Origin of the sequence: Actinomadura xylanilytica, from assembly GCF_030283145.1 — a bacterium.
In the GTDB taxonomy this organism is placed as follows: Bacteria; Actinomycetota; Actinomycetes; order Streptosporangiales; family Streptosporangiaceae; genus Spirillospora; species Spirillospora xylanilytica.
Window position 1 is genome coordinate 354,690 of the sequence record NZ_JASNWE010000005.1, and the last position, 17,012, is coordinate 371,701.

Sequence of the window (17,012 nt, forward strand, 5' to 3'; positions counted from 1 at the left end):
GATGGGCGATGACCGGAACGGCAAGACGACCACCTGGCTGGACGGTGCGACCGGGAGCGAGCTCCAGCGCGCCGGGCTGGCGGTGCGGGCGCCCTGGTGGACGACGCTGGCGCTCAACGGCGAGGCGCGGCGCACCCGGCTGCGCGAGGTGCACGAGGGGTACCTCGGCGCGGGCGCCCAGGTGATCACCGCGAACACCTTCCGGTGCAACCTGCGGGCCCTGCGCCGCGTCGGGCTCGAGGACGCCGGCCTGGCCTGGATGGTGCACGCGGCGGTCGGGGTGGCACGGTCGGCGCGCGGTGCGGAACGGGCGCGGATCGCCGGTTCCATGGCGCCGGTCGAGGACTGCTACCGGCCCGACCTGGTGCCGTCCGACGAGGAGTTGCGCGCCGAGCACGGGTGGCTGGCGACCGAGCTGATGCGGTCGGGCGCCGACCTCGTCCTGGTCGAGACGATGAACACCGCGCGCGAGGCCGCGATCGCGCTCGAGCAGGTCCAGGCCGCCGGTGGACGGGCCTGGGTCTCGTTCGTCATCGGCGCCGACGGCCTGCTGCTGTCGGGCGAGCCGCTGGTGGACGCGGCGAAGGCGGCCGAGCGCGACGGCGCCGAGGCCGTCCTGGTCAACTGCGCCGGGCCGGAGGCCACCGAGACCGCTCTCCGGCTGCTGCGCGAGGCGCTCTCGGGGCCCATCGGCGCCTACCCCAACATCGAGGACCGCCAGGGGACGTGGGCCCGCACGCACCTGGACCGCCACCTGCCGGCCGCGCTGGAGCCCGCCGAGTTCGCCGACCTCCTCGCCCGGTGGGGCGAGGAGTACGCGCCGGACATCCTCGGCGGCTGCTGCGGCACCACCCCGGCCCATCTCGCGGCGGCCCGGAACGGGGCGGCGCGGGTGGGCGGGTGACAACGTCTAGGAGGACGCCGATGCAGGCCGCACCCCTCGACCCGCGGACCGTGAAGCGGGAGCAGCGCACCACCTGGGACGGCATCGGCCCGGGCTGGGAGGCGTCGCTGGAGACGTTCGAACGGGGCGCGGCGGCGGTGACCGGGCGGCTGCTGGCCCTCGGCGGCGTGCGGCGCGGGCACCGGGTCCTGGACGTCGCCACCGGCCTCGGCGAACCGGCGCTGGCCGCGGCCCGGATGGTCGGGCCCGCGGGCCGCGTCCTCGGCACCGACATCTCCCCGGCGATGCTCGAGATCGCGCGGCGGCGGGCCGGAGAGCTCGGCAACGTCAAGTTCGCGGCGGGCGACCTGGAGTCGCTCGACCTGGAACCGGGCCTCGCGCCGGGCTCGTTCGACGTGGTGCTCAGCCGCTGGGGGCTGATGTTCGCCGTCGACCACGCCGCGCTGTTCCGGAGCCTGGCGGGCCTGCTGGCGCCGGGCGGCGTCCTCGCCGCCGCGGTCTGGGGCCCGCCGCAGGCCGTGCCGATGATGTCGCTCGGCTACTCGGTGCTCGGCGAGCGGCTGGAGCTGCCGCCGCCGCCCGCCGGGCAGCCCGGACCGTTCAGCATGTCCGACCCCGGACGGCTCGCCCGCGTCCTGGCGGGCGCGGGGTTCACCGGTGTGTCGGTGGAGGAGTTCACGGTGCCGTTCCGGTTCGGCTCGACCCGGGAGTGGGTCGACTTCACCAGGGCCGTGACGCCCCGGGCGCTGATCCGCAGGGTGGGGGAGCGGTTCGGGTCCGAGGACGACCCGGCCACCTGGGGGGCCGTCGGGACCGCCGCCGAGCGCTTCCGGTCGGCGGACGGGGGGCTGTCCCTGCCGTCCACCGCACTGTGCCTGCGGGCCGTCGCCCCGTCCGGAGGAGCGCCGTCCGGACGGCCATCGTCCCGATGAGCGGCGGTCCGATGGGCACCGGCCCGGTGGACGCCGGGCATCCGCCGGGCGGACCGGTGACGGGCGTGATCCTCGCCGGAGGCAACGGAACGCGGCTGGCCCCCCTCACCGACCGGACCAGCAAGCAGCTCCTGCCCATCGGCGGCGAGCCCCTGGTGGCGCGGGTGACCGCCCAGCTCGCGCGGGCCGGCGTGGCCGACGTGCTGGTGGTCATCGACGAGCGCCACGCCGGCGGGTTCCTGGACGCGCTCCGCGACGGCCGGCGGTTCGGGCTGCGCAGCCTCGCCTACGTCTGGCAGCCGCCGGACGGGCGGGGGATGCCGTCGGCGATCGCCCAGGCCGAGCGGCATCTGCGCACCGACAAGTTCCTGGTCGCCTGCGGCGACGTGCTCATCGAGCCGTCGCTCGCACCCGCGGTGGCCGACTTCGCGGCGCAGCGCGGCGGGGCGCGGATCCTCGCCACGCGGACCCCCGACACGGCCGGCTACACGCCGCTGCTGACGTCCGGCGCCAGGGTGACCGGCATCCCCGACAAGGACCCCGCCAGGCATGGGCCCGGCCTGATGGACCTCGGCTGCTACCTCTACCACCGCGACGTGTTCGACGAGATCCGCGCCCTGCGTCCCTCGGCGCGCGGAGAGACGGAGATCTGGGACCTGAACCGCGTGTACGCCCGGAGGGGCCGGCTCGCCTGCACCGAGGTGACCGGGTGGTGGACGGACGTCGGCAGCAGCCTCGACACCTACCGGCGGGCGGACGCGCGATACGGCCTCGACCGCGTGCGCTGAACGCGCCCCCCGAAATGAACGAACTTCTTGATTATGTAGTATCTCGCTCGATCGTCCGGCGATAGATCGGAAGATCAGCGCGTTGAGGGTGGTTCTAGAGTCTTGTCACCTTTGACGAATAACTATATGTTTCTAAACGAACTATCGCCGCGTGTTCGAGGAGGTCCCCGTGCCCGCGCTCACGTCACCGCATCGGCGCCCCGCGACGGCCCTGGTCGCCGTCGCCGTCCTGATCGCCCTGATCGGCCCGCTGACCGCCGCCGCCCGCCGCTCCGCCGCGTCCTCACCGGTGCGGGTCGTCCCGACGAGTGTGAAGGGATCGGACGGCAAGACCTACACGGCGACCAACCACCTGGTCACCGCCGACCCCGGCACGGGCGCGCACCGCCGGGAGTGGCTGCTCGCATGGACCGGGGCGGAGACGGCGGGCGGCATCGAGTCCGCCCCGTCCCACCGGCACGGCGCGTCGCCCGCCGCGACCACCGGCCAGACCCCGCCCGACTTCATGGCGGTGATCGACGCGACGAAGGGCTCCCGGACGTACGGGCGGGTGGTCAACACGGTGACGCTCGGCCCGCTGGTCAAGGGCGAGCCGCACCACATGCAGTACGTCTGGCACAAGGGGAACCGCGTCTTCGCGGGCACGATGTTCACCGACACCACCTACGTGTTCGACGTCGCCAAGCTGCCCGAGCTGAAGCTGACCGGGATCAACCTGTCGCGCGACACGCCGTGCGGCTCGGTGCCCGACGCCTTCTGGACCACCAAAGACGGGTCGGCGTACGGGTCGTACCTGGGCGGCCCGGACGTGTCCGGGCCGTGCCGCTACACCAACGGCGAGACCCGCGAGGGCAACGGCTTCGCCGGCTCCCCGGGCGAGCTGGTGCGGATCGGCACCGACGGAAGGACCGTGAGCGAGACGCCGGCCGCGATCGCGGCGGCCGAGGACCCCGCCAAGTGCCACAACGCTCCGGCGCTGCCGAAGGCCAGCTGCGCCAACCCGCACGGGATCCAGGCGCGCGAGGACCTGAACCGGCTGGTGATGAGCGATTTCGCCGAGGTCCGCAACTATCTGGACCCCGACACCAAGCTGACCGACCCCACCCTGCTGCGCAACACCGTGCGGATCTTCGACATCGCCGACCGGGCCCGTCCCCGGCTGCTGTCGGTCTCGCACCTGCCCACCGGTCCCCGCGTCGACAAGCTCCCGGCGTTCGACGAGGACCGCATGGTCATGGAGACGTCGGTGACCCAACTGCCGGCGCATCGCGGCGCGTTCGCCTCGACCATGGCCGGCGGAGCGGTGTTCTACACCCCCGACATCACCGCGCGGGCGCCCAAGTGGCGCGAGATCTTCGACAGCACCGCCGCCTACCGGCGACTCGGCCTGGACCCGCCGCTCACCGGGTCCAACGCCGGGAGCAGCTGGCTCCAGATCACCCCCGACGACCGCTACCTGTTCCAGGCCGTCATGGGCTCCGACCCGCGCGTCCCGCTGAAGCAGAACAGCGGCATGGTGTTCGTCCTGGACGTGCGGAAGCTGCTGCGCTCCGGCAAGGATCCCCGGTGCAGCATCGACCGGCTCGGGGAGATCACGCGCGGTGGCAGCGAACCCGACTGCCCGGCGCTGCTCGACGCCCAGCAGATCAAGGGCGGGATCGGCGGCCCGCAGGGACGCGTCGGGATCGGCCCGCACTGGGGCGCGATGGACAACTTCCGGCCCGGCCCGGACGGCTACTACCGCGAGACCGACCAGATCCGCCGCATCGTCACCAGCGACTACTTCGTCGCGCAGGCCGGCATCGACGGCGACCACAAGATCTGCATGACCGACTTCGACCCCGCCCGCGGGCTCTCGCTCGACCTGTCGTTCCGCGACGAGAACAACGGCACGCCGTGCCTGGACTTCGACCGGCAGCAGTGGCCGCACGGCTCCTGGGGCCACGCCCGCCCGCACGGGGTGCTGTTCGCCGTCGCCGACGCCGATGTCAGGTGACCGGCGGACCCGGCGGGACGGCGCCGGGCCCGCCGTCGCGGACGGCGAGGAGCTGCCAGAACCGGGCCGTCCGCACGTAGGGCTCCCGGTCGCACAGCTCCAGCTCGAGCCGTTCGACCGCGGCCGAGAACGCCGGATCGGCCTTGCGGGCGTCATCGGTGATGAGGTCCATGACGCAGCGGATCCCGTACCGGTGGCGGACCGGGCATCCGGCGGAGGCCAGCGCGGCCTCGACGGACCCCGGCTCCAGCCGCCACATGTCGTGCTCGAAGGTCTCCGACCGCAGGGTCGGGGCATCGATGAGCGTGAGGGCGCCCGCCGGGTCGGCCAGCCGGACGGCCCTGGACAGGACGTCCATCGCCGGGTTCGGGGCCATGACCGACAGCGTGCCGCCGGGCCCGACCATCCGCACCAGGAGGCCGATCGTGCCCGCGACGTCGGCCCGGTAGTGCAGCACGTTGTGGCACAGGACCAGGTCGAACCCGCCGGGCGCCTCGCCCCCGGGCCCGGTGAGATCGAGGGCGGGCATGGTGTCAAGGTCCGCGCGCACGGTCCGGACCCGGCCCGCCAGGCCCGCCGCCTCGGCCCGCGCCGCCGCGCGGTCGAGCAGGGCCGGCGAATGGTCGAGGATCGTGACCCGGTGCCCCCGCTCGGCGAGCCCCAGGCCGTCGCCCCCGTCGCCGCCGCCGACGTCGAGCACCCGGCAGCCGGCACCGGCCCGGCCGAACCCCCGGTCGAGGGTCTGCTCGACCAGCCGGTAGCGCAGCCGGTTCCACGGCGCGGCCCGCCACGTGTCCCAGGCGTCCACGCGGCCTTCGAAGACGTCGGCGCCCGCCTCGGCGGCGCGCGGCGATCCGGTCATGGCGTCCCCCCACCTCGGGAAGTTGCTAATGTAACATATAGCGAAATTCAGTTCCGATGGCGAAGATGATCTATGTTCCGGGCGGGACGTTCCTCCAGGGCGCCCCGCCGTGGATGGGCGACTGGCTCGAAGATCAGGGGCAGCCGCTCCCCGGTGAATGGTTCGCCGACGAGACCCCGCAGTTCCGCGCCTCGGTCCAGCCCTACTGGATGGACCGCCATCCGGTCACCGTGGGTGAGTTCCGGCAGTTCGCGCACGGCACCGACTATGTCACCGACGCTGAACGGGCCGGCTACGGCATGGTGTACGGCGACCAGTACTGGGAGGAACGGGAAGGCTCCTGCTGGAAACGTCCCGGCGGACACGGCGGTGAGGTCCGCGGCGAGATCCGCGACTACGAGAACCACCCCGTCGTGCACATCTCCTGGAACGACGCGAACTCCTATGCGCGATGGTCGGGAAAACGGCTGCCGACCGAGACCGAATGGGAATTCGCCGCCAGAGGCGCTCATTTCAAGGTCTGGCCCTGGGGGGACCAATGGCAGCCCTCCGAGGGGACGCACGAGGCGAACACGGCCGAACTCCACGCCGGTCCGCTGGGCTCGCTCGACGCCTGGCGCGAATGGTGGCACTCGGTTCACCGGCGCAGTGGTCCGTTGCCACAGACCACGCCCGTCGGGTCCTTCTCCCCGGGCGGCGACAGCGTCTTCGGATGCAGTGACATGGCAGGGAACGTCTACGAATGGACCGCCACGCTCTCCCACCTCTACGGCGAGGTCGCCGCGTGCGATCCCGTCGTGCGCAAGGTCATGGGCTTCTACCGGGTGATCCGCGGCGGGTCGTGGATGAATTTTCGCTATCAGGTCCGCTGTAGCGAGCGCATGCACGGCGATCCCGGCGGGTGGTCCAATTTCGCGCTCGGCTTCCGCTGCGCGCGCGACGCCTAGGCCGGACGCGGACCGGGCGCGGGAGGTTGAGATGGCGAGAATCGTCCTACCGGCCGGATGGTCGCACCGCGGGCAGAGCGAGTTCGACGGCGGTGAAGGGCCGCTGCACGAGGTCATCAAGCGATTCGCGGACGACCACCCGCATTACCGGCGCCGGCTGCTGGACCCCGACGGCGAGCCGCGCACCTACTTCAACGTCTACCTCGATGACACCGCCGTCCCGCGTGGCGACCGGTCCTCGACAACGGTCGGCGCCGGAAACGTCATCACCATTGTCCCGCCCATGGCGGGTGGCTGATCTGCGAATTATGTTCGGTTGCTGGGGTATTGCTGGAGATGGCCGGGCCCGGCCCGCCCGAATGGTCCGCGTGAGCCGGCCCGGACGGGGCTCTCTGGTAGCGTGGCGGGCCCCGATGGGGCCCATGCACATTCGCTTCCGTAAGGAGTAGTCGTGGAGCAGACAGAAGCCATGCGCAAGATGTGGGCGGCAGGCGACTATGTGACCTTCGGCGACCTTTTCGCCGAGGTCGGCCGCGCCCTGGTCGACGAGATCGGCGTGGACGGGCTGCACGTGCTCGACGTGGCGACCGGCACCGGGAACACCGCCATCGCCGCGGCCGAGGCGGGCGCCGCCCGCGTGGCGGGCCAGGACATCACGCCCGAGCTGCTGCGTTCGGCCCGCGAACGGTCCGAGACCCGCGGCCTGAACATCGAGTGGGGCGAGGGCGACATGCGCAACCTCGTCTACCCGGACGGATCGTTCGACCGGGTGCTCTCGACGTTCGGGGCGATGGGCGCGCCCGAACCCGCCCTCATGGCCGCCGAACTGCTGCGGGTGTGCCGTCCCGGCGGAGCCGTCGCGTCGACCGCGTGGTCGCCGGAGGCCGGATTCTCCAAGGTCGGCGACGTCGTCTCGCGGTTCCTTCCCCAACCGGACGGTGGGTCCGCGCCCGCTCACGACCCCGCCGACTGGGCCAGGCCCGAGAAGGTCCCGGCGTTCTTCGCCGACCTGCCGGTCGAGCTGTCGCTGCTCGAACGGTCGATCGACGTCAAGTGGGAGTCGGCCGAGGACGCCGCGACGATGATCACCACTCGGTGCGGCCCGCTGACCGGCGCGGTCTCCGCACTCAAGGAGAGCGGGCGCTGGCCGGAGGCGTACGCCGCGCTCACCGAGATGCTGGCCGCCCAGAGCAAGGACGGCACCGGCTCACTCACGATCGAGATGCCCTACCTGCTCACCATCGCGCGCCCCGCCTGACCCGAACACCGTCCAGGGGTCGGTGACCAGGTCCGAGACCAGGGCCGCCACCGGGGGCCGCCCGGCGTCCGCGAGATCGCGCCCGAGCCGGGCCGCGGCCACGTCCAGCCAGGGCCGCAGAGTCGCCCAATGCCCCGCGACGACCAGCGCCGGGCCCCCGGCGGCCAGGCAGTCCGCCGCCGGGTCCCGGCGCAGCTCGCCGGTCACGAAGGCGTCCGCTCCGGAACGCTCCGCGTCGGCGAGAAGACCCTCGCCGTCGCCGCCGTGCACGGCGACGGTGCGGATCGTCCGGCCGGGGGCGCCCGCCGCGCGCACGCCCGCGGGCATCGCCGGGAGCCGGGCCGCTACGCGCGCGGCGAACTCGCTCAGCGTGGCGGGCTCGGGCAGCTCGCCGAGGCGCCCGCGGCCCCGGTCGCTCAGCGTCCCCGCCAGCTCGTAGAGGTAGTAGGCCGGCTCCTCGTAGGGGTGTGCAGCGTGCAGCGCAGCCGTGACGGCGTCGCGCAGCGAGCGCGGCGCGACCATCTCCACCCGGGTCTCCGGCTCCTCGGTGATCCGCCCCACCGAGCCGACCGCGGGCCTGGCCCCGGCCCCGGGCAGGAACGAGCCGGTGCCCTCGGTCGTCCACACGCACCGGCTGTAGTCGCCGACGACGCCCGCGCCCGCTCCGGACAGCGCGTCGATCACCTTGCCGGCGTCCGCGCCCGGCACGAACGCGACCACCTGGTCCAGCCGCTCGCGCACCGGCACCAGCGGCCGGACGTCCCGCAGGCCGAGCCGCCGGGCGAGGGCGTCCGAAACGGCCCCGGCATCGCGGCCGCCCTCGCCGTCGGGGCCGGCGATGTAGAGCGGCACGCCGGAGCGCGCCAGCCGGTAGAGCAGCCGGCCGTCGAGTCCCGCACCGGACGGGGCGCCCATGCCGCGCGCGTACGGCGCGCGGTGGGCCACCAGCAGGTCCGCGCCGGCGCGGACCGCCTCCGCGACCGTGCCGGCCACGACGTCGACGACGAACAGCACCCGGCGGACGGCCGCGCCGGAGCCGGGGTCCCCGCACACCAGCCCGGCCGGGGCGCCGCCGTCCGCCCGCCCGCCCGGACGGGCCGCGTCGAGCAGCGCCACCACCTCGGCCAGCGGGACCGCGCCGGGGGCGGTCACGGGCTCACCCGCCCCCGCCGCCGCCGGCCGGGGCGTCGAAGATCAGCAGAGTGCTGAGCGTCCCCTTCGCCTGCTCCAGCAGCGCCCGCGTCTGGTCCGGGGAGGCGGCGCTCGCCACCATCTCGCGGGCGTCCGGCGAATAGCGGTCGGTGAGCAGCGCGAGGACCTTGGGCGGGCCGGCCGCGCGCGCCGCCTGGACCGCGAGACCGAGATCGCCGAACGTCATCTCGACCAGGACGCAGGACACCCCGGCCGCGAGGTAGCGGCCCAGCTCCACGCGCAGCTCGGCCGGCGTCTGCTCGTGCCGCAGTGGCAGCCCCGACAGGTAGGCCAGCTGCGAGGCGAACGGGCTCGGCGTCAGGCGCGCGCCGAACTCCGCGGCCGCGACCAGCGCGATCGGAACGCCGGGCACCACGTGCAGCCGGCGCCGGTCGAGGCGGACGCCGTCGAGCACGTCGTAGGTGTCGGGGTTCCCCTCGACCAGGAGCGCCACCTCGCGCACCCCGGAGCCCTGCAACGCGGTCAGGACGTCGTCGACCCCGCTGATCGTCGCGTCGTAGTCGGTGATGTCGTACGGCACGACATGGCGGCCGGGCCCCCTCGGCAGCGGCGCGCCGAGGAGCCGTGGGAGCGTGTTCGCGTAGGTCCAGTCGGTCGCGACGACGGCCTCCGCCCGGTCGAGCACGCCGAGGATCTCGGCCTGCGTCCCGAGCGGGCGGGGCCCGACCCCGACGGCGGTGAGGTGCTGGTGCGGCGCGTCCGGCCGGGGCGGGCGGCGCGGCAGGCGGCGGCCGAGCGCCGCGGCCCGGTCGCGGACGAACCGGGCCGGCACCACGAAGTGCACCTCCTCCGGGCCGTGCGCGCGGATCCACCTGCTGCCGCCGACCGCCGCGGTCAGCCGCGCCGCCGCCTCGGCACCATCGCCCGAAAGGACCACCGGCCGCCCCATGCCGAGCGCGTCGGTGGCGACGTCGTGGGCGGCGGGGAACAGGTCCGCGTGCAGGGACAGGAATCCGGCCGACACCGGGGAGATCGGATACCGGCAGCCCGCGATCTCGACGCCGACGCGGTGCCGGACCCCGGCCGCCGCACGGAAGATCGAGACGTCGGTGAGCGCCGCGGCGGTGCTGCCCGCCAGCGCCCCGCCCGGCCGCACGTCCGCCCGCTCCTGCACGGCGCCGCCTCAGGCGGCGAGTTCGGCGAGCCGGGGCACCATCTGGACCGGGGACGGCAGCGCGGCCATCTCCGCCCGGACCTCGGCCACCGCCGCGCGGATCCCGGCGTCGTCCAGGACCCCCTCGACCAGGGCCGCGTCCAGCTCTCCGACCTCGGCGGTGCGCCCCACGCCGCGCTCGCGCACCGAGTCGGACTGGAGGAAGTTGGGCGCCCCCGAGGGCACCACGAGCTGGGGGACTCCGGCGTCGAGCGCGGCCAGGGTGGAACCGGCCCCGCCGTGGTGGACGATCCCCGCGCAGCCGTCCAGGAGCGGGCGCAGCGGCACCCAGTCGCGGATGATCCGGACGTTCGGCGGCACCTTCGCGTCGTGCTCGGCATCGCCGGCGACGCCGCTGAGCAGCACCACGAACTCGGCGTCGACGTCGCCGGCGACCTCGAAGACGCGGGCCAGGAGCGGCGCCATGTTGGGGGCCATGATGGACGTGCCGATCGTGACCGCGATCCGGCGCCCCGGCGGCCGGCCGGCGAGCTCCTCGGGGAGCCGCCCGCCCCCGTTGTAGGGGATGTGCCGCATCGGCCACGCGCCGGGCTGCTCGGCGACCATGCTCGGCGGCGCGACGTCGAGCGCCGCGCGCCGCGGCAGGCCGTCCAGCGCGTGCGCGGCGAACGTCTCCGGGATCAGCTCGGGCAGGCGGTCGTAGAAGTCGTCGGTGCGCAGCAGGCTGGAGCCGTGCTCGACGGCGGGCACGCCCAGGCTCGCGGCGGCGAGCGGCCCGCCGCCCTGCAACTGGGAGTGCACGACGAGGTCGGGCCGGCACAGCTTCGCGGTCGCGATCATCTGGTCGGCGTAGCGGCGGGTCGCCTCGACCAGCAGGGGGCGCCCGTCGGCCACCCGCGTCGCGCGCGCGGTCACCAGGTCGGGCCGGCCCGCGTTGATCTGCGCCACCGACGCGCACTCCCGGCGCGGGTCGAAGTCGATCACGTGCAGGCCGGCGCCGGCCACCTGGAGCGCGGGCCCGGTCGTCCCGACGAGCACGTCGTGCCCCGCCGCGCGCAGCGCCCACGCGAGCGGGACCATCGGGTACAGGTGGCTCGCCAGCGGGGTGGACAGGAAAAGCACACGCATCGTTCGCCCTTCTGGACCGTCCCCCGGCCTCGGCGCGCCGGCGTCCCGGTCTCGGTGCGCTAGCGGCGGAGGTTCACCGGCAGGTGGCTGAGCCCGCGCAGGTTGTGGCCGGGCCGCCGCCGCGCCGGCCCGGCCGGCTCCACCGCGGAGAAGTCGGTCACCAGGCAGGCCAGCAGCTCGGCGAGGACGAGCCGGCCGAGGTGCGCCCCGAGGCAGAAGTGGACGCCCCCGCCGAACGACAGCGAGGGGCCCTCGTCGCGGGTCACGTCGACGCGGTCGGGATCGGTGAAGCGCTCCGGGTCGCGGTTGGCCGCGCCCTGGATCCCGATCACGATCTGCCCGGCGGTGAGCTCGACGCCGGCCACCGTGCAGGGGGTCAGCGCCGTGCGCGGATTGAGGTTCAGCGGCGGATCGAGGCGCGCGAGCTCCTCCACCGCGCGCGGGATGCGCCCCGGATCCTCGCGCAGCAGCGCGAGCTGGTCGGGATGCGACAGGAGGATGGCCATGGAGTTGCTCATGAGGTTCACGGCGGTGTCGCTGCCGGCGTTCATCAGGTTGGCGGACGCCGCCACCACCTCGACCTCTTCGAGCGTCCCGTCGCTCGCTGCCGCGGCGAGCCGGGTGAGCATGTCGTCGCGGGGCTCGCGGCGCCGCTCGGCCAGCAGTTCGGCGAAGTAGTCGGCCATGCGGATCTCGGCCGCGGCGGCGGCCGGCAGGTCGTCCGTCGCGGTGAGCGGGTCGAAGACCTTCATCGACTCGGGCGACAGCCGGGCGAGCTCGGCCCGGTCCCGCTCGGGGACGCCGAGCATGTCGCCGACCACCGCCGAGCCGAGGGGGGAGGCGACCGTCCGGACGAAATCGCCCCCCGGCCGGTCGGCGAGCCCTTCGAGCAGCCGCCGGGCGGTGTCGCGGACGGTCTTCCTGAGCTGCTCCACGTGGTAGGGCGTGAAGGCGGACGCGATCGGACGGCGCATCCGGGTGTGCAGCGGCGGGTTGGCGAACACCATGGTCCGCTTCCAGCGGGCCATCACCGGTTCGAGGAGGTCCGGGGGGAGGTTCGTGAGGTGCTGCACCGACTCCTCGCCGCGGCCGAGCCGCCGGTCGCGCAGGGCGGCGTCGACGTCGGCGTAGCGCGACAGCACCACCATGCCGGTCTCGGTACAGAAAACTGGAGCGTTCTCGTGCAGCCAGCGATAATGCTCCGCCGGATCCTCGTCCACCGGATTCTGGAGGATCCGGAAGAAGACGAGCTCGGCCTGGTCGTCCGGGATGGCCTGATCGTGAAGGGTGTCCACCGTGGAACTCCTGTCAGTCGCCCGGTCTGGGCCTCCGTCTCCGCGCTCGGCCCGGCCGTCGGATCACGACATCCGAACATTATCCATTCACTTGAAAAATGTCTAGCATTGCAGGGATCGAGCAACCCGTCCCGAACGAGGAGGCAGGCCGGATGACCATGGAGGCGGCACGTGAGCGGCAGCGGGTGGAGTGGGCGCTGTGCGCCTCGGCCTGGCGGCGCCACCGCACCAGCTTCACCGAGCCCGGCCGGGAGATCACCGAGCGGATGCTGCGCCTGGCCGCACCCCGGGCCGGTCAGCGCGTACTGGACCTGGCCTGCGGGGTCGGCAACCCGGCCTTCGACCTCGCCCGGCTGGTCGGGCCCGAGGGCCGCGTCCTCGGCCTGGACCTCAGCGGGCCGATGGTGGCGGAGGCGCGCACGCTGGCGGCCGAACTCGGCGCGGCCAACGTCGAGTTCCGCACGATCCCCGGCGAGCATGAGCTGGGCGTCCCCGCGGGCGGCTTCGACGTCGCGACCTGCCGGGCCGGGCTCCAGTACATGCCCGACAGGCGGGGCGCCGTGCACGCGGTGCTGGCCGCGCTGCGGCCCGGTGGCCGCTTCGTCGCGATGACGCTCGGCTCCGCCGAGCGCTGCATGCCGTTCCAGCTCACCAACGGAATCGTGTCCCGGCACGTACCGCTGCCCACCGGCGGGGACGACGGCGACGGGCCCGTGGCGCTGTCGTCGCCGGCGGACCTCGCCGGCCTCCTCACCGGCGCGGGCTTCACCGGCGTGCGCACCGAGGTGTTCGAGGCGCCCATCTTCGAGGCCCCGGATCCGGCCGCCGCGTGGGCACTGTTCACCGAGACGGCCGGGCCCTTCATCCAGTTGCTGTCGTCGCTGCCGGACGAGACGCGGCGGGCGATCGATGAGGACGCCGAGCGGACCTTCGCCAAGGCGTTCCCGGACGGCCCTGTCCGCCCCACCGGCGAGATCCTCCTGGTCAGCGGAGACAAGCCGGAGTGACCGCCACAGGCGGCCGGACCGCCCACGGTCTGGTGAGCCTGGTCCGGTGTGCGCCCGATCTGGCGGGCCCGGGCCGGGGCACCGCGTGGTGCCCCGGCCCGGGCCGCCGTCAGGGTTTGCGGCCGACCGCGGCGTAGGCCATGACCCGCGCCTTCGGCATGCCCGGCTCGTCGCCCGGCTCGGGGCGCCACTGCGGCAGGAAGACCACGCCCGGGTCGACCGTCTCGAACCCCGCGAGGAAGCCCGCGACCTCCTGGCGGGTCCGCATGTAGGCGGCGCTCTGCCGGTCCTGCGACAGGTCGGTCATTGATTTGACGTGCTGCGGGATGGCCTCGTCGGTCCCGTGCGACAGGACCAGGCGGCTGCCCGGGGCCATGATGTCGCGGTAGCGCGCGACCAGGCCCAGCGGGTCGCCGGAGTCGGGCACGTAGTGCAGGACGCCGAGCATCAGCACCGCGATCGGCTCGCTCCAGTCGAGCAGCCGGGCGGCCTCGGGCGTGGACAGCAGCCCGTCCTGGTCGAGCAGGTCGCCCCGCACCATCGCCGTCCGGTCGTGGCCGGCCAGGATGTCGCGGCCGTAGGCGACCGCGGTCGGGTCCACGTCGGCGTACAGCACCCGGGAGCCCGCCCGCGTCCGCTCCGCGATCTCGTGGACGGTGCCGACGGTCGGGATGCCCGATCCGATGTCGAGGAACTGCCTGATCCCGGCCTCGGCGCAGTACCGGACCGCCCGGCCCAGGAAGCCGCGGTTCAGCCGGGCCACCACCGGCGCCTCGGGCACGGTCTCGATCATCTTGCGGGCGAACTCCCGGTCGACCGGGTAGTTGTGGTCGCCGCCCAGGTAGTAGTCGTAGACGCGGGCCACGCTGGCCCGTTCCGCGGTCGCCGGTTCGGATGTCGGGTGGTCCATGTGCGCGCTCCAGGCCGGAGGGACGGGGGGGCGGAGAGCGGCGGCGCCCGGCGTCAGCCGAGGGCCGCGGCCCGGTCCTGGAAGAACTCGTCGGCCCGGTACTGGTCGGCGCAGAAGTGGGTGCCGGAGACGATCCGGCCGCCGGCGAACCTCCAGACGACGCACCACTCCATCTCGTAGTCGACGCCCTCCTCCACGCTCCAGGTGCGCTGGCCCTCGATGACGGCGCCGTCGTTCACGCCCGAGACGTACTGTTCGCCGCGCACCTTGTACTTGCCCATCTCGTCGAAGAAGGCGACGACCTCCTTGACGCCCTTCTTGGTGCCGCTGAGCGGGTTGCGCCCGGGGAAGTGCCACTGCACGTCCTCGGCCACGACCTTGCCGAGGGCCTCGAGGTCGTGGTCGCCGTAGGCGGCGAAGAACCGGTCGATGATCTCCAGGTTGGGGTGTGACATGCGGGTACCTCCTTGGCTCGGCCGCGGCGGGACGTGCTCCGCGCCGCGGGGTCGGTGGCGTCGCGCGGGTCAGCGCTCCTTGTTGTACAGCCGTACGGTGAGCGACCCGAAGACGACGATGAGCACGGCATAGGCCAGGAAGGCCGTGCCGATCTGCGTCGCGGTGACCGAGCCGCTCATCAGGCCGCGCACCGCCGTCACCGTGCGGGTGACGGGGTTGACGTTGACGACGGCCTGGAGCCAGCCCGGCATGCTGCGCGTCGAGACGAAGATGTTGCTGCAGAACAGCAGGGGGAACACCCCGAGCCCGCTCAGGGTCATGATCGTCTGCGGCTGGTGCACCACCAGGCCGAGCGCCGTCCAGACCCAGGCCAGGCTGAAGGCGAAGACCTGGATCAGCGCCAGCGCGGCGACGACGCCGACGAACCCGCCGTGCGGGCGGAAGCCGAGCGCCAGGCCGAGCAGGACGGCCACGGTCGAGGCCATCAGGTAGCGGACGGTGTCGCTGAGCAGCTCGCCGACCAGGACCGACGGCCGCCAGATCGACATCGAGCGGAACCGGTCGTTGACGCCCTTGGAGATGTCGGTGTTCAGCGCCACCCCGGTGCTCATGCTGATCATCACCACCGTCAGCACCACGATGCCGGGCAGCAGGAACTGCACGTAGTCGTGGGTGGAGCCGGCGATCGCGCCACCGAACAGGAAGGTGAACACCAGCGTCACCATGACCGGGAACGCGATGGCGTCGAAGAGCTGCTGGGGGTCGTGCCTGACCTTCAGCAGGGCCCGCCTGCAGAAGGTCAGCGAGGCCGCGACGGCGCCCGGCCGGGGCGGTCGCGGGCCCGCGTCGAGAGCGGCGCGGAGCGCCTCGTCGACGGAGGGCCGGTCGGCGCCGCCGCCGTTCAGCGTGGTGGTGGTCGGGGTGCTCTGGCTCATGCCGCGTCCTCCTCGCCGGTGGCGACGGCGTCGTCGGCGCGGTGCCCCGTCAGCGCGAGGAAGACCTCGTCGAGGCTCGGCGGGCCGAAGGTGTAGTCGATGAGCGCGACGCCGGAGCGGGCCAGCTCGGCCAGCGCCCGCGCGACGCGCTCGCCGCCGTCGGAGCCCGTGTCGACGGGGACGCCCGCGGTCAGGGTCGCCGGGTCGGAGCCGGTGTGCACGGCGACGCCGAGGGTCTCGCCCAGCGCCCGGACGGCGTCGGGGCGCCGCCCGGGGTCGGCCAGGCGCACGTGCACCGCGCTGGAACCGACCGACGCCTTGAGCTCGGCGGCGGTGCCGTCGGCGATGATCTTCCCTCGGTCGATCACCGCGATCTGGTCGGCCAGCTCGTCGGCCTCGTCGAGGCGCTGGGTGGTGAGCAGCACGGTGGTGCCGGCCGCGACGATCGCGCGGACGATGTCCCAGACGTGGTTGCGGCTGTGCGGGTCGAGGCCGGCGGTCGGCTCGTCGAGGAAGAGCAGGTCGGGCGGGACGATGATGCTCGCGGCGATGTCGAGCCGGCGGCGCATGCCCCCCGAGTACTTCTTGGCGGGCCGCCCCGCCGCCTCGGTCAGGTCGAAGGCCGCCAGCAGCTCCTCGGCGCGGCTGCGCGCCCGCGCCCGCGGGTGGCCGAGCAGCCGGGCCAGCATGACGAGGTTCTCCGCGCCGCTGAGATCGTCGTCGACGGAGGCGAACTGGCCGGTCAGGCTCACCCGGCCGCGCACGGTGTCGGCCTCGCGCACCACGTCGTGCCCGAAGACGCGGGCCTGGCCGGCGCTCGGGCGCAGCAGCGTGGCGAGCATCCGGATCGTGGTGGTCTTGCCGGCGCCGTTCGGCCCGAGGAAGCCGTGCACCGAGCCGGCGCGCACCGCGAGGTCGACGCCGTCGACCGCGCGGGTCTCACCGAAGACCTTGACCAGGCCCGACGTCTCGATGGCGAGATCGGTGCGGGAATCCAAGCCGTCCTCCCGGTGGACGTGGACGAGCGGGCGCGGCGGCCGGGTTCGCGCTGTGCTCCGGCGACTCGGCGGACGCGTCCTTGGCTATCTGAAAAGATAGTAGCAACAGCGATGCGTGCCCGCATCCGGCGCACCGTAAAGGTGATCGGGGGCCTTAAAAATAACGCCTTCGCGGTGGAGTGATAAGCCGGTCAAGTCGGCAAATGTTCCTCATTGACTTGAATAATGATTAGTGTACTCTCGCTGGGAGTTTCGGTATCCGGGAAGGAT

Annotated in this window: 17 protein-coding genes; 8 read left to right on the forward strand and 9 right to left on the reverse strand. The window is 73.6% G+C overall.

Translation table 11 applies throughout. The features are described 5' to 3' along the window. Nucleotide 1: 1 nt before the first annotated feature. From QP090_RS31435 to QP090_RS31450, 4 genes are all read left to right on the forward strand, one after another. Nucleotides 2-904, forward strand: a complete 903-nt coding sequence (locus QP090_RS31435) for a homocysteine S-methyltransferase family protein (RefSeq protein WP_285943263.1) — start codon at nt 2-4, stop codon at nt 902-904. A 20-nt stretch (nt 905-924) separates the two neighbouring features. Further along, entirely contained in the window at nt 925-1,836 is a 912-nt protein-coding gene (locus QP090_RS31440) for a class I SAM-dependent methyltransferase (RefSeq protein WP_285943264.1), read from the forward strand. Beyond that, entirely contained in the window at nt 1,833-2,624 is a 792-nt protein-coding gene (locus tag QP090_RS31445) for a sugar phosphate nucleotidyltransferase (RefSeq protein ID WP_285943265.1), read from the forward strand. The genes QP090_RS31440 and QP090_RS31445 overlap by 4 nt, the downstream gene beginning before the upstream one ends. Nucleotides 2,625-2,793: 169 nt before the next feature. Next, the gene (locus QP090_RS31450) at nt 2,794-4,620 is read left to right on the forward strand and encodes a hypothetical protein (protein WP_285943266.1); all 1,827 of its coding nucleotides are present in this window, start codon (nt 2,794-2,796) and stop codon (nt 4,618-4,620) included. Here the strand turns inward: QP090_RS31450 and QP090_RS31455 are convergent. Further along, nucleotides 4,613-5,482: a methyltransferase domain-containing protein gene (locus tag QP090_RS31455; RefSeq protein WP_285943267.1), complete on the reverse strand. Its 870-nt coding sequence runs from the start codon at nt 5,480-5,482 to the stop codon at nt 4,613-4,615. The genes QP090_RS31450 and QP090_RS31455 overlap by 8 nt on opposite strands. Before the next feature lie 56 nt (nt 5,483-5,538). On the opposite strand from QP090_RS31455, the gene QP090_RS31460 reads away from it, so the two are divergent. From QP090_RS31460 to QP090_RS31470, 3 genes are all read left to right on the forward strand, one after another. Next, nucleotides 5,539-6,429 carry a formylglycine-generating enzyme family protein gene (locus QP090_RS31460; RefSeq protein WP_285943269.1) on the forward strand — a complete coding sequence of 297 codons (891 nt, stop codon included), beginning with the start codon at nt 5,539-5,541 and terminating at the stop codon, nt 6,427-6,429. A 31-nt stretch (nt 6,430-6,460) separates the two neighbouring features. Continuing rightward, a complete protein-coding gene (locus QP090_RS31465) occupies nt 6,461-6,727 on the forward strand; it encodes a MoaD/ThiS family protein (RefSeq protein ID WP_285943271.1) in 267 nt (88 codons plus the stop codon). 153 nt (nt 6,728-6,880) lie between these two features. Then, nucleotides 6,881-7,687: a class I SAM-dependent methyltransferase gene (locus QP090_RS31470; RefSeq protein ID WP_285943272.1), complete on the forward strand. Its 807-nt coding sequence runs from the start codon at nt 6,881-6,883 to the stop codon at nt 7,685-7,687. On the opposite strand, the gene QP090_RS31475 is transcribed toward QP090_RS31470, so the two are convergent. From QP090_RS31475 to QP090_RS31490, 4 genes are read right to left on the reverse strand one after another with little or no spacing between them, the layout of a single operon-like run. Then, nucleotides 7,637-8,839: a Nif3-like dinuclear metal center hexameric protein gene (locus QP090_RS31475; RefSeq protein ID WP_285943273.1), complete on the reverse strand. Its 1,203-nt coding sequence runs from the start codon at nt 8,837-8,839 to the stop codon at nt 7,637-7,639. The two genes, QP090_RS31470 and QP090_RS31475, sit on opposite strands and share 51 nt — an antisense overlap. 4 nt (nt 8,840-8,843) lie before the next feature. Next, nucleotides 8,844-10,013 (reverse strand): SAM-dependent methyltransferase, encoded by a 1,170-nt coding sequence (locus QP090_RS31480; RefSeq protein ID WP_285943274.1) that lies wholly within the window; start codon nt 10,011-10,013, stop codon nt 8,844-8,846. A 9-nt stretch (nt 10,014-10,022) separates the two neighbouring features. Further along, nucleotides 10,023-11,141: a nucleotide disphospho-sugar-binding domain-containing protein gene (locus QP090_RS31485; RefSeq protein ID WP_285943275.1), complete on the reverse strand. Its 1,119-nt coding sequence runs from the start codon at nt 11,139-11,141 to the stop codon at nt 10,023-10,025. 59 nt (nt 11,142-11,200) lie between these two features. After that, nucleotides 11,201-12,436 carry a cytochrome P450 gene (locus tag QP090_RS31490; protein WP_285943276.1) on the reverse strand — a complete coding sequence of 412 codons (1,236 nt, stop codon included), beginning with the start codon at nt 12,434-12,436 and terminating at the stop codon, nt 11,201-11,203. A 98-nt stretch (nt 12,437-12,534) separates the two neighbouring features. On the opposite strand from QP090_RS31490, the gene QP090_RS31495 reads away from it, so the two are divergent. Continuing rightward, complete coding sequence (locus QP090_RS31495; RefSeq protein ID WP_285943277.1) at nt 12,535-13,443, forward strand: methyltransferase domain-containing protein; 909 nt, start codon at nt 12,535-12,537, stop codon at nt 13,441-13,443. Nucleotides 13,444-13,552: 109 nt separating this feature from the next. On the opposite strand, the gene QP090_RS31500 is transcribed toward QP090_RS31495, so the two are convergent. The 4 genes from QP090_RS31500 to QP090_RS31515 all read right to left on the reverse strand — a co-directional run bounded on the left by QP090_RS31500 (nt 13,553) and on the right by QP090_RS31515 (nt 16,742). Further along, a complete protein-coding gene (locus QP090_RS31500) occupies nt 13,553-14,353 on the reverse strand; it encodes an SAM-dependent methyltransferase (RefSeq protein ID WP_285943278.1) in 801 nt (266 codons plus the stop codon). A 53-nt stretch (nt 14,354-14,406) separates the two neighbouring features. Next, nucleotides 14,407-14,808 (reverse strand): nuclear transport factor 2 family protein, encoded by a 402-nt coding sequence (locus QP090_RS31505; protein ID WP_285943280.1) that lies wholly within the window; start codon nt 14,806-14,808, stop codon nt 14,407-14,409. Nucleotides 14,809-14,877: 69 nt separating this feature from the next. Continuing rightward, entirely contained in the window at nt 14,878-15,744 is an 867-nt protein-coding gene (locus tag QP090_RS31510; RefSeq protein WP_285943281.1) for an ABC transporter permease, read from the reverse strand. Next, nucleotides 15,741-16,742 carry an ATP-binding cassette domain-containing protein gene (locus QP090_RS31515; protein WP_285943282.1) on the reverse strand — a complete coding sequence of 334 codons (1,002 nt, stop codon included), beginning with the start codon at nt 16,740-16,742 and terminating at the stop codon, nt 15,741-15,743. The genes QP090_RS31510 and QP090_RS31515 overlap by 4 nt, the downstream gene beginning before the upstream one ends. Nucleotides 16,743-17,012: the final 270 nt, after the last annotated feature.

Coding starts and splice junctions, on each gene's coding strand:
- QP090_RS31435 (WP_285943263.1), top strand. CDS start 2: ATGGGCGATGACCGGAACGGCAAGACGACCACCTGGCTGGACGGTGCG.
- QP090_RS31440 (WP_285943264.1), top strand. CDS start 925: ATGCAGGCCGCACCCCTCGACCCGCGGACCGTGAAGCGGGAGCAGCGC.
- QP090_RS31445 (WP_285943265.1), top strand. CDS start 1,833: ATGAGCGGCGGTCCGATGGGCACCGGCCCGGTGGACGCCGGGCATCCG.
- QP090_RS31455 (WP_285943267.1), bottom strand. CDS start 5,482: ATGACCGGATCGCCGCGCGCCGCCGAGGCGGGCGCCGACGTCTTCGAA.
- QP090_RS31460 (WP_285943269.1), top strand. CDS start 5,539: ATGGCGAAGATGATCTATGTTCCGGGCGGGACGTTCCTCCAGGGCGCC.
- QP090_RS31465 (WP_285943271.1), top strand. CDS start 6,461: ATGGCGAGAATCGTCCTACCGGCCGGATGGTCGCACCGCGGGCAGAGC.
- QP090_RS31485 (WP_285943275.1), bottom strand. CDS start 11,141: ATGCGTGTGCTTTTCCTGTCCACCCCGCTGGCGAGCCACCTGTACCCG.
- QP090_RS31495 (WP_285943277.1), top strand. CDS start 12,535: ATGTCTAGCATTGCAGGGATCGAGCAACCCGTCCCGAACGAGGAGGCA.
- QP090_RS31500 (WP_285943278.1), bottom strand. CDS start 14,353: ATGGACCACCCGACATCCGAACCGGCGACCGCGGAACGGGCCAGCGTG.
- QP090_RS31505 (WP_285943280.1), bottom strand. CDS start 14,808: ATGTCACACCCCAACCTGGAGATCATCGACCGGTTCTTCGCCGCCTAC.
- QP090_RS31510 (WP_285943281.1), bottom strand. CDS start 15,744: ATGAGCCAGAGCACCCCGACCACCACCACGCTGAACGGCGGCGGCGCC.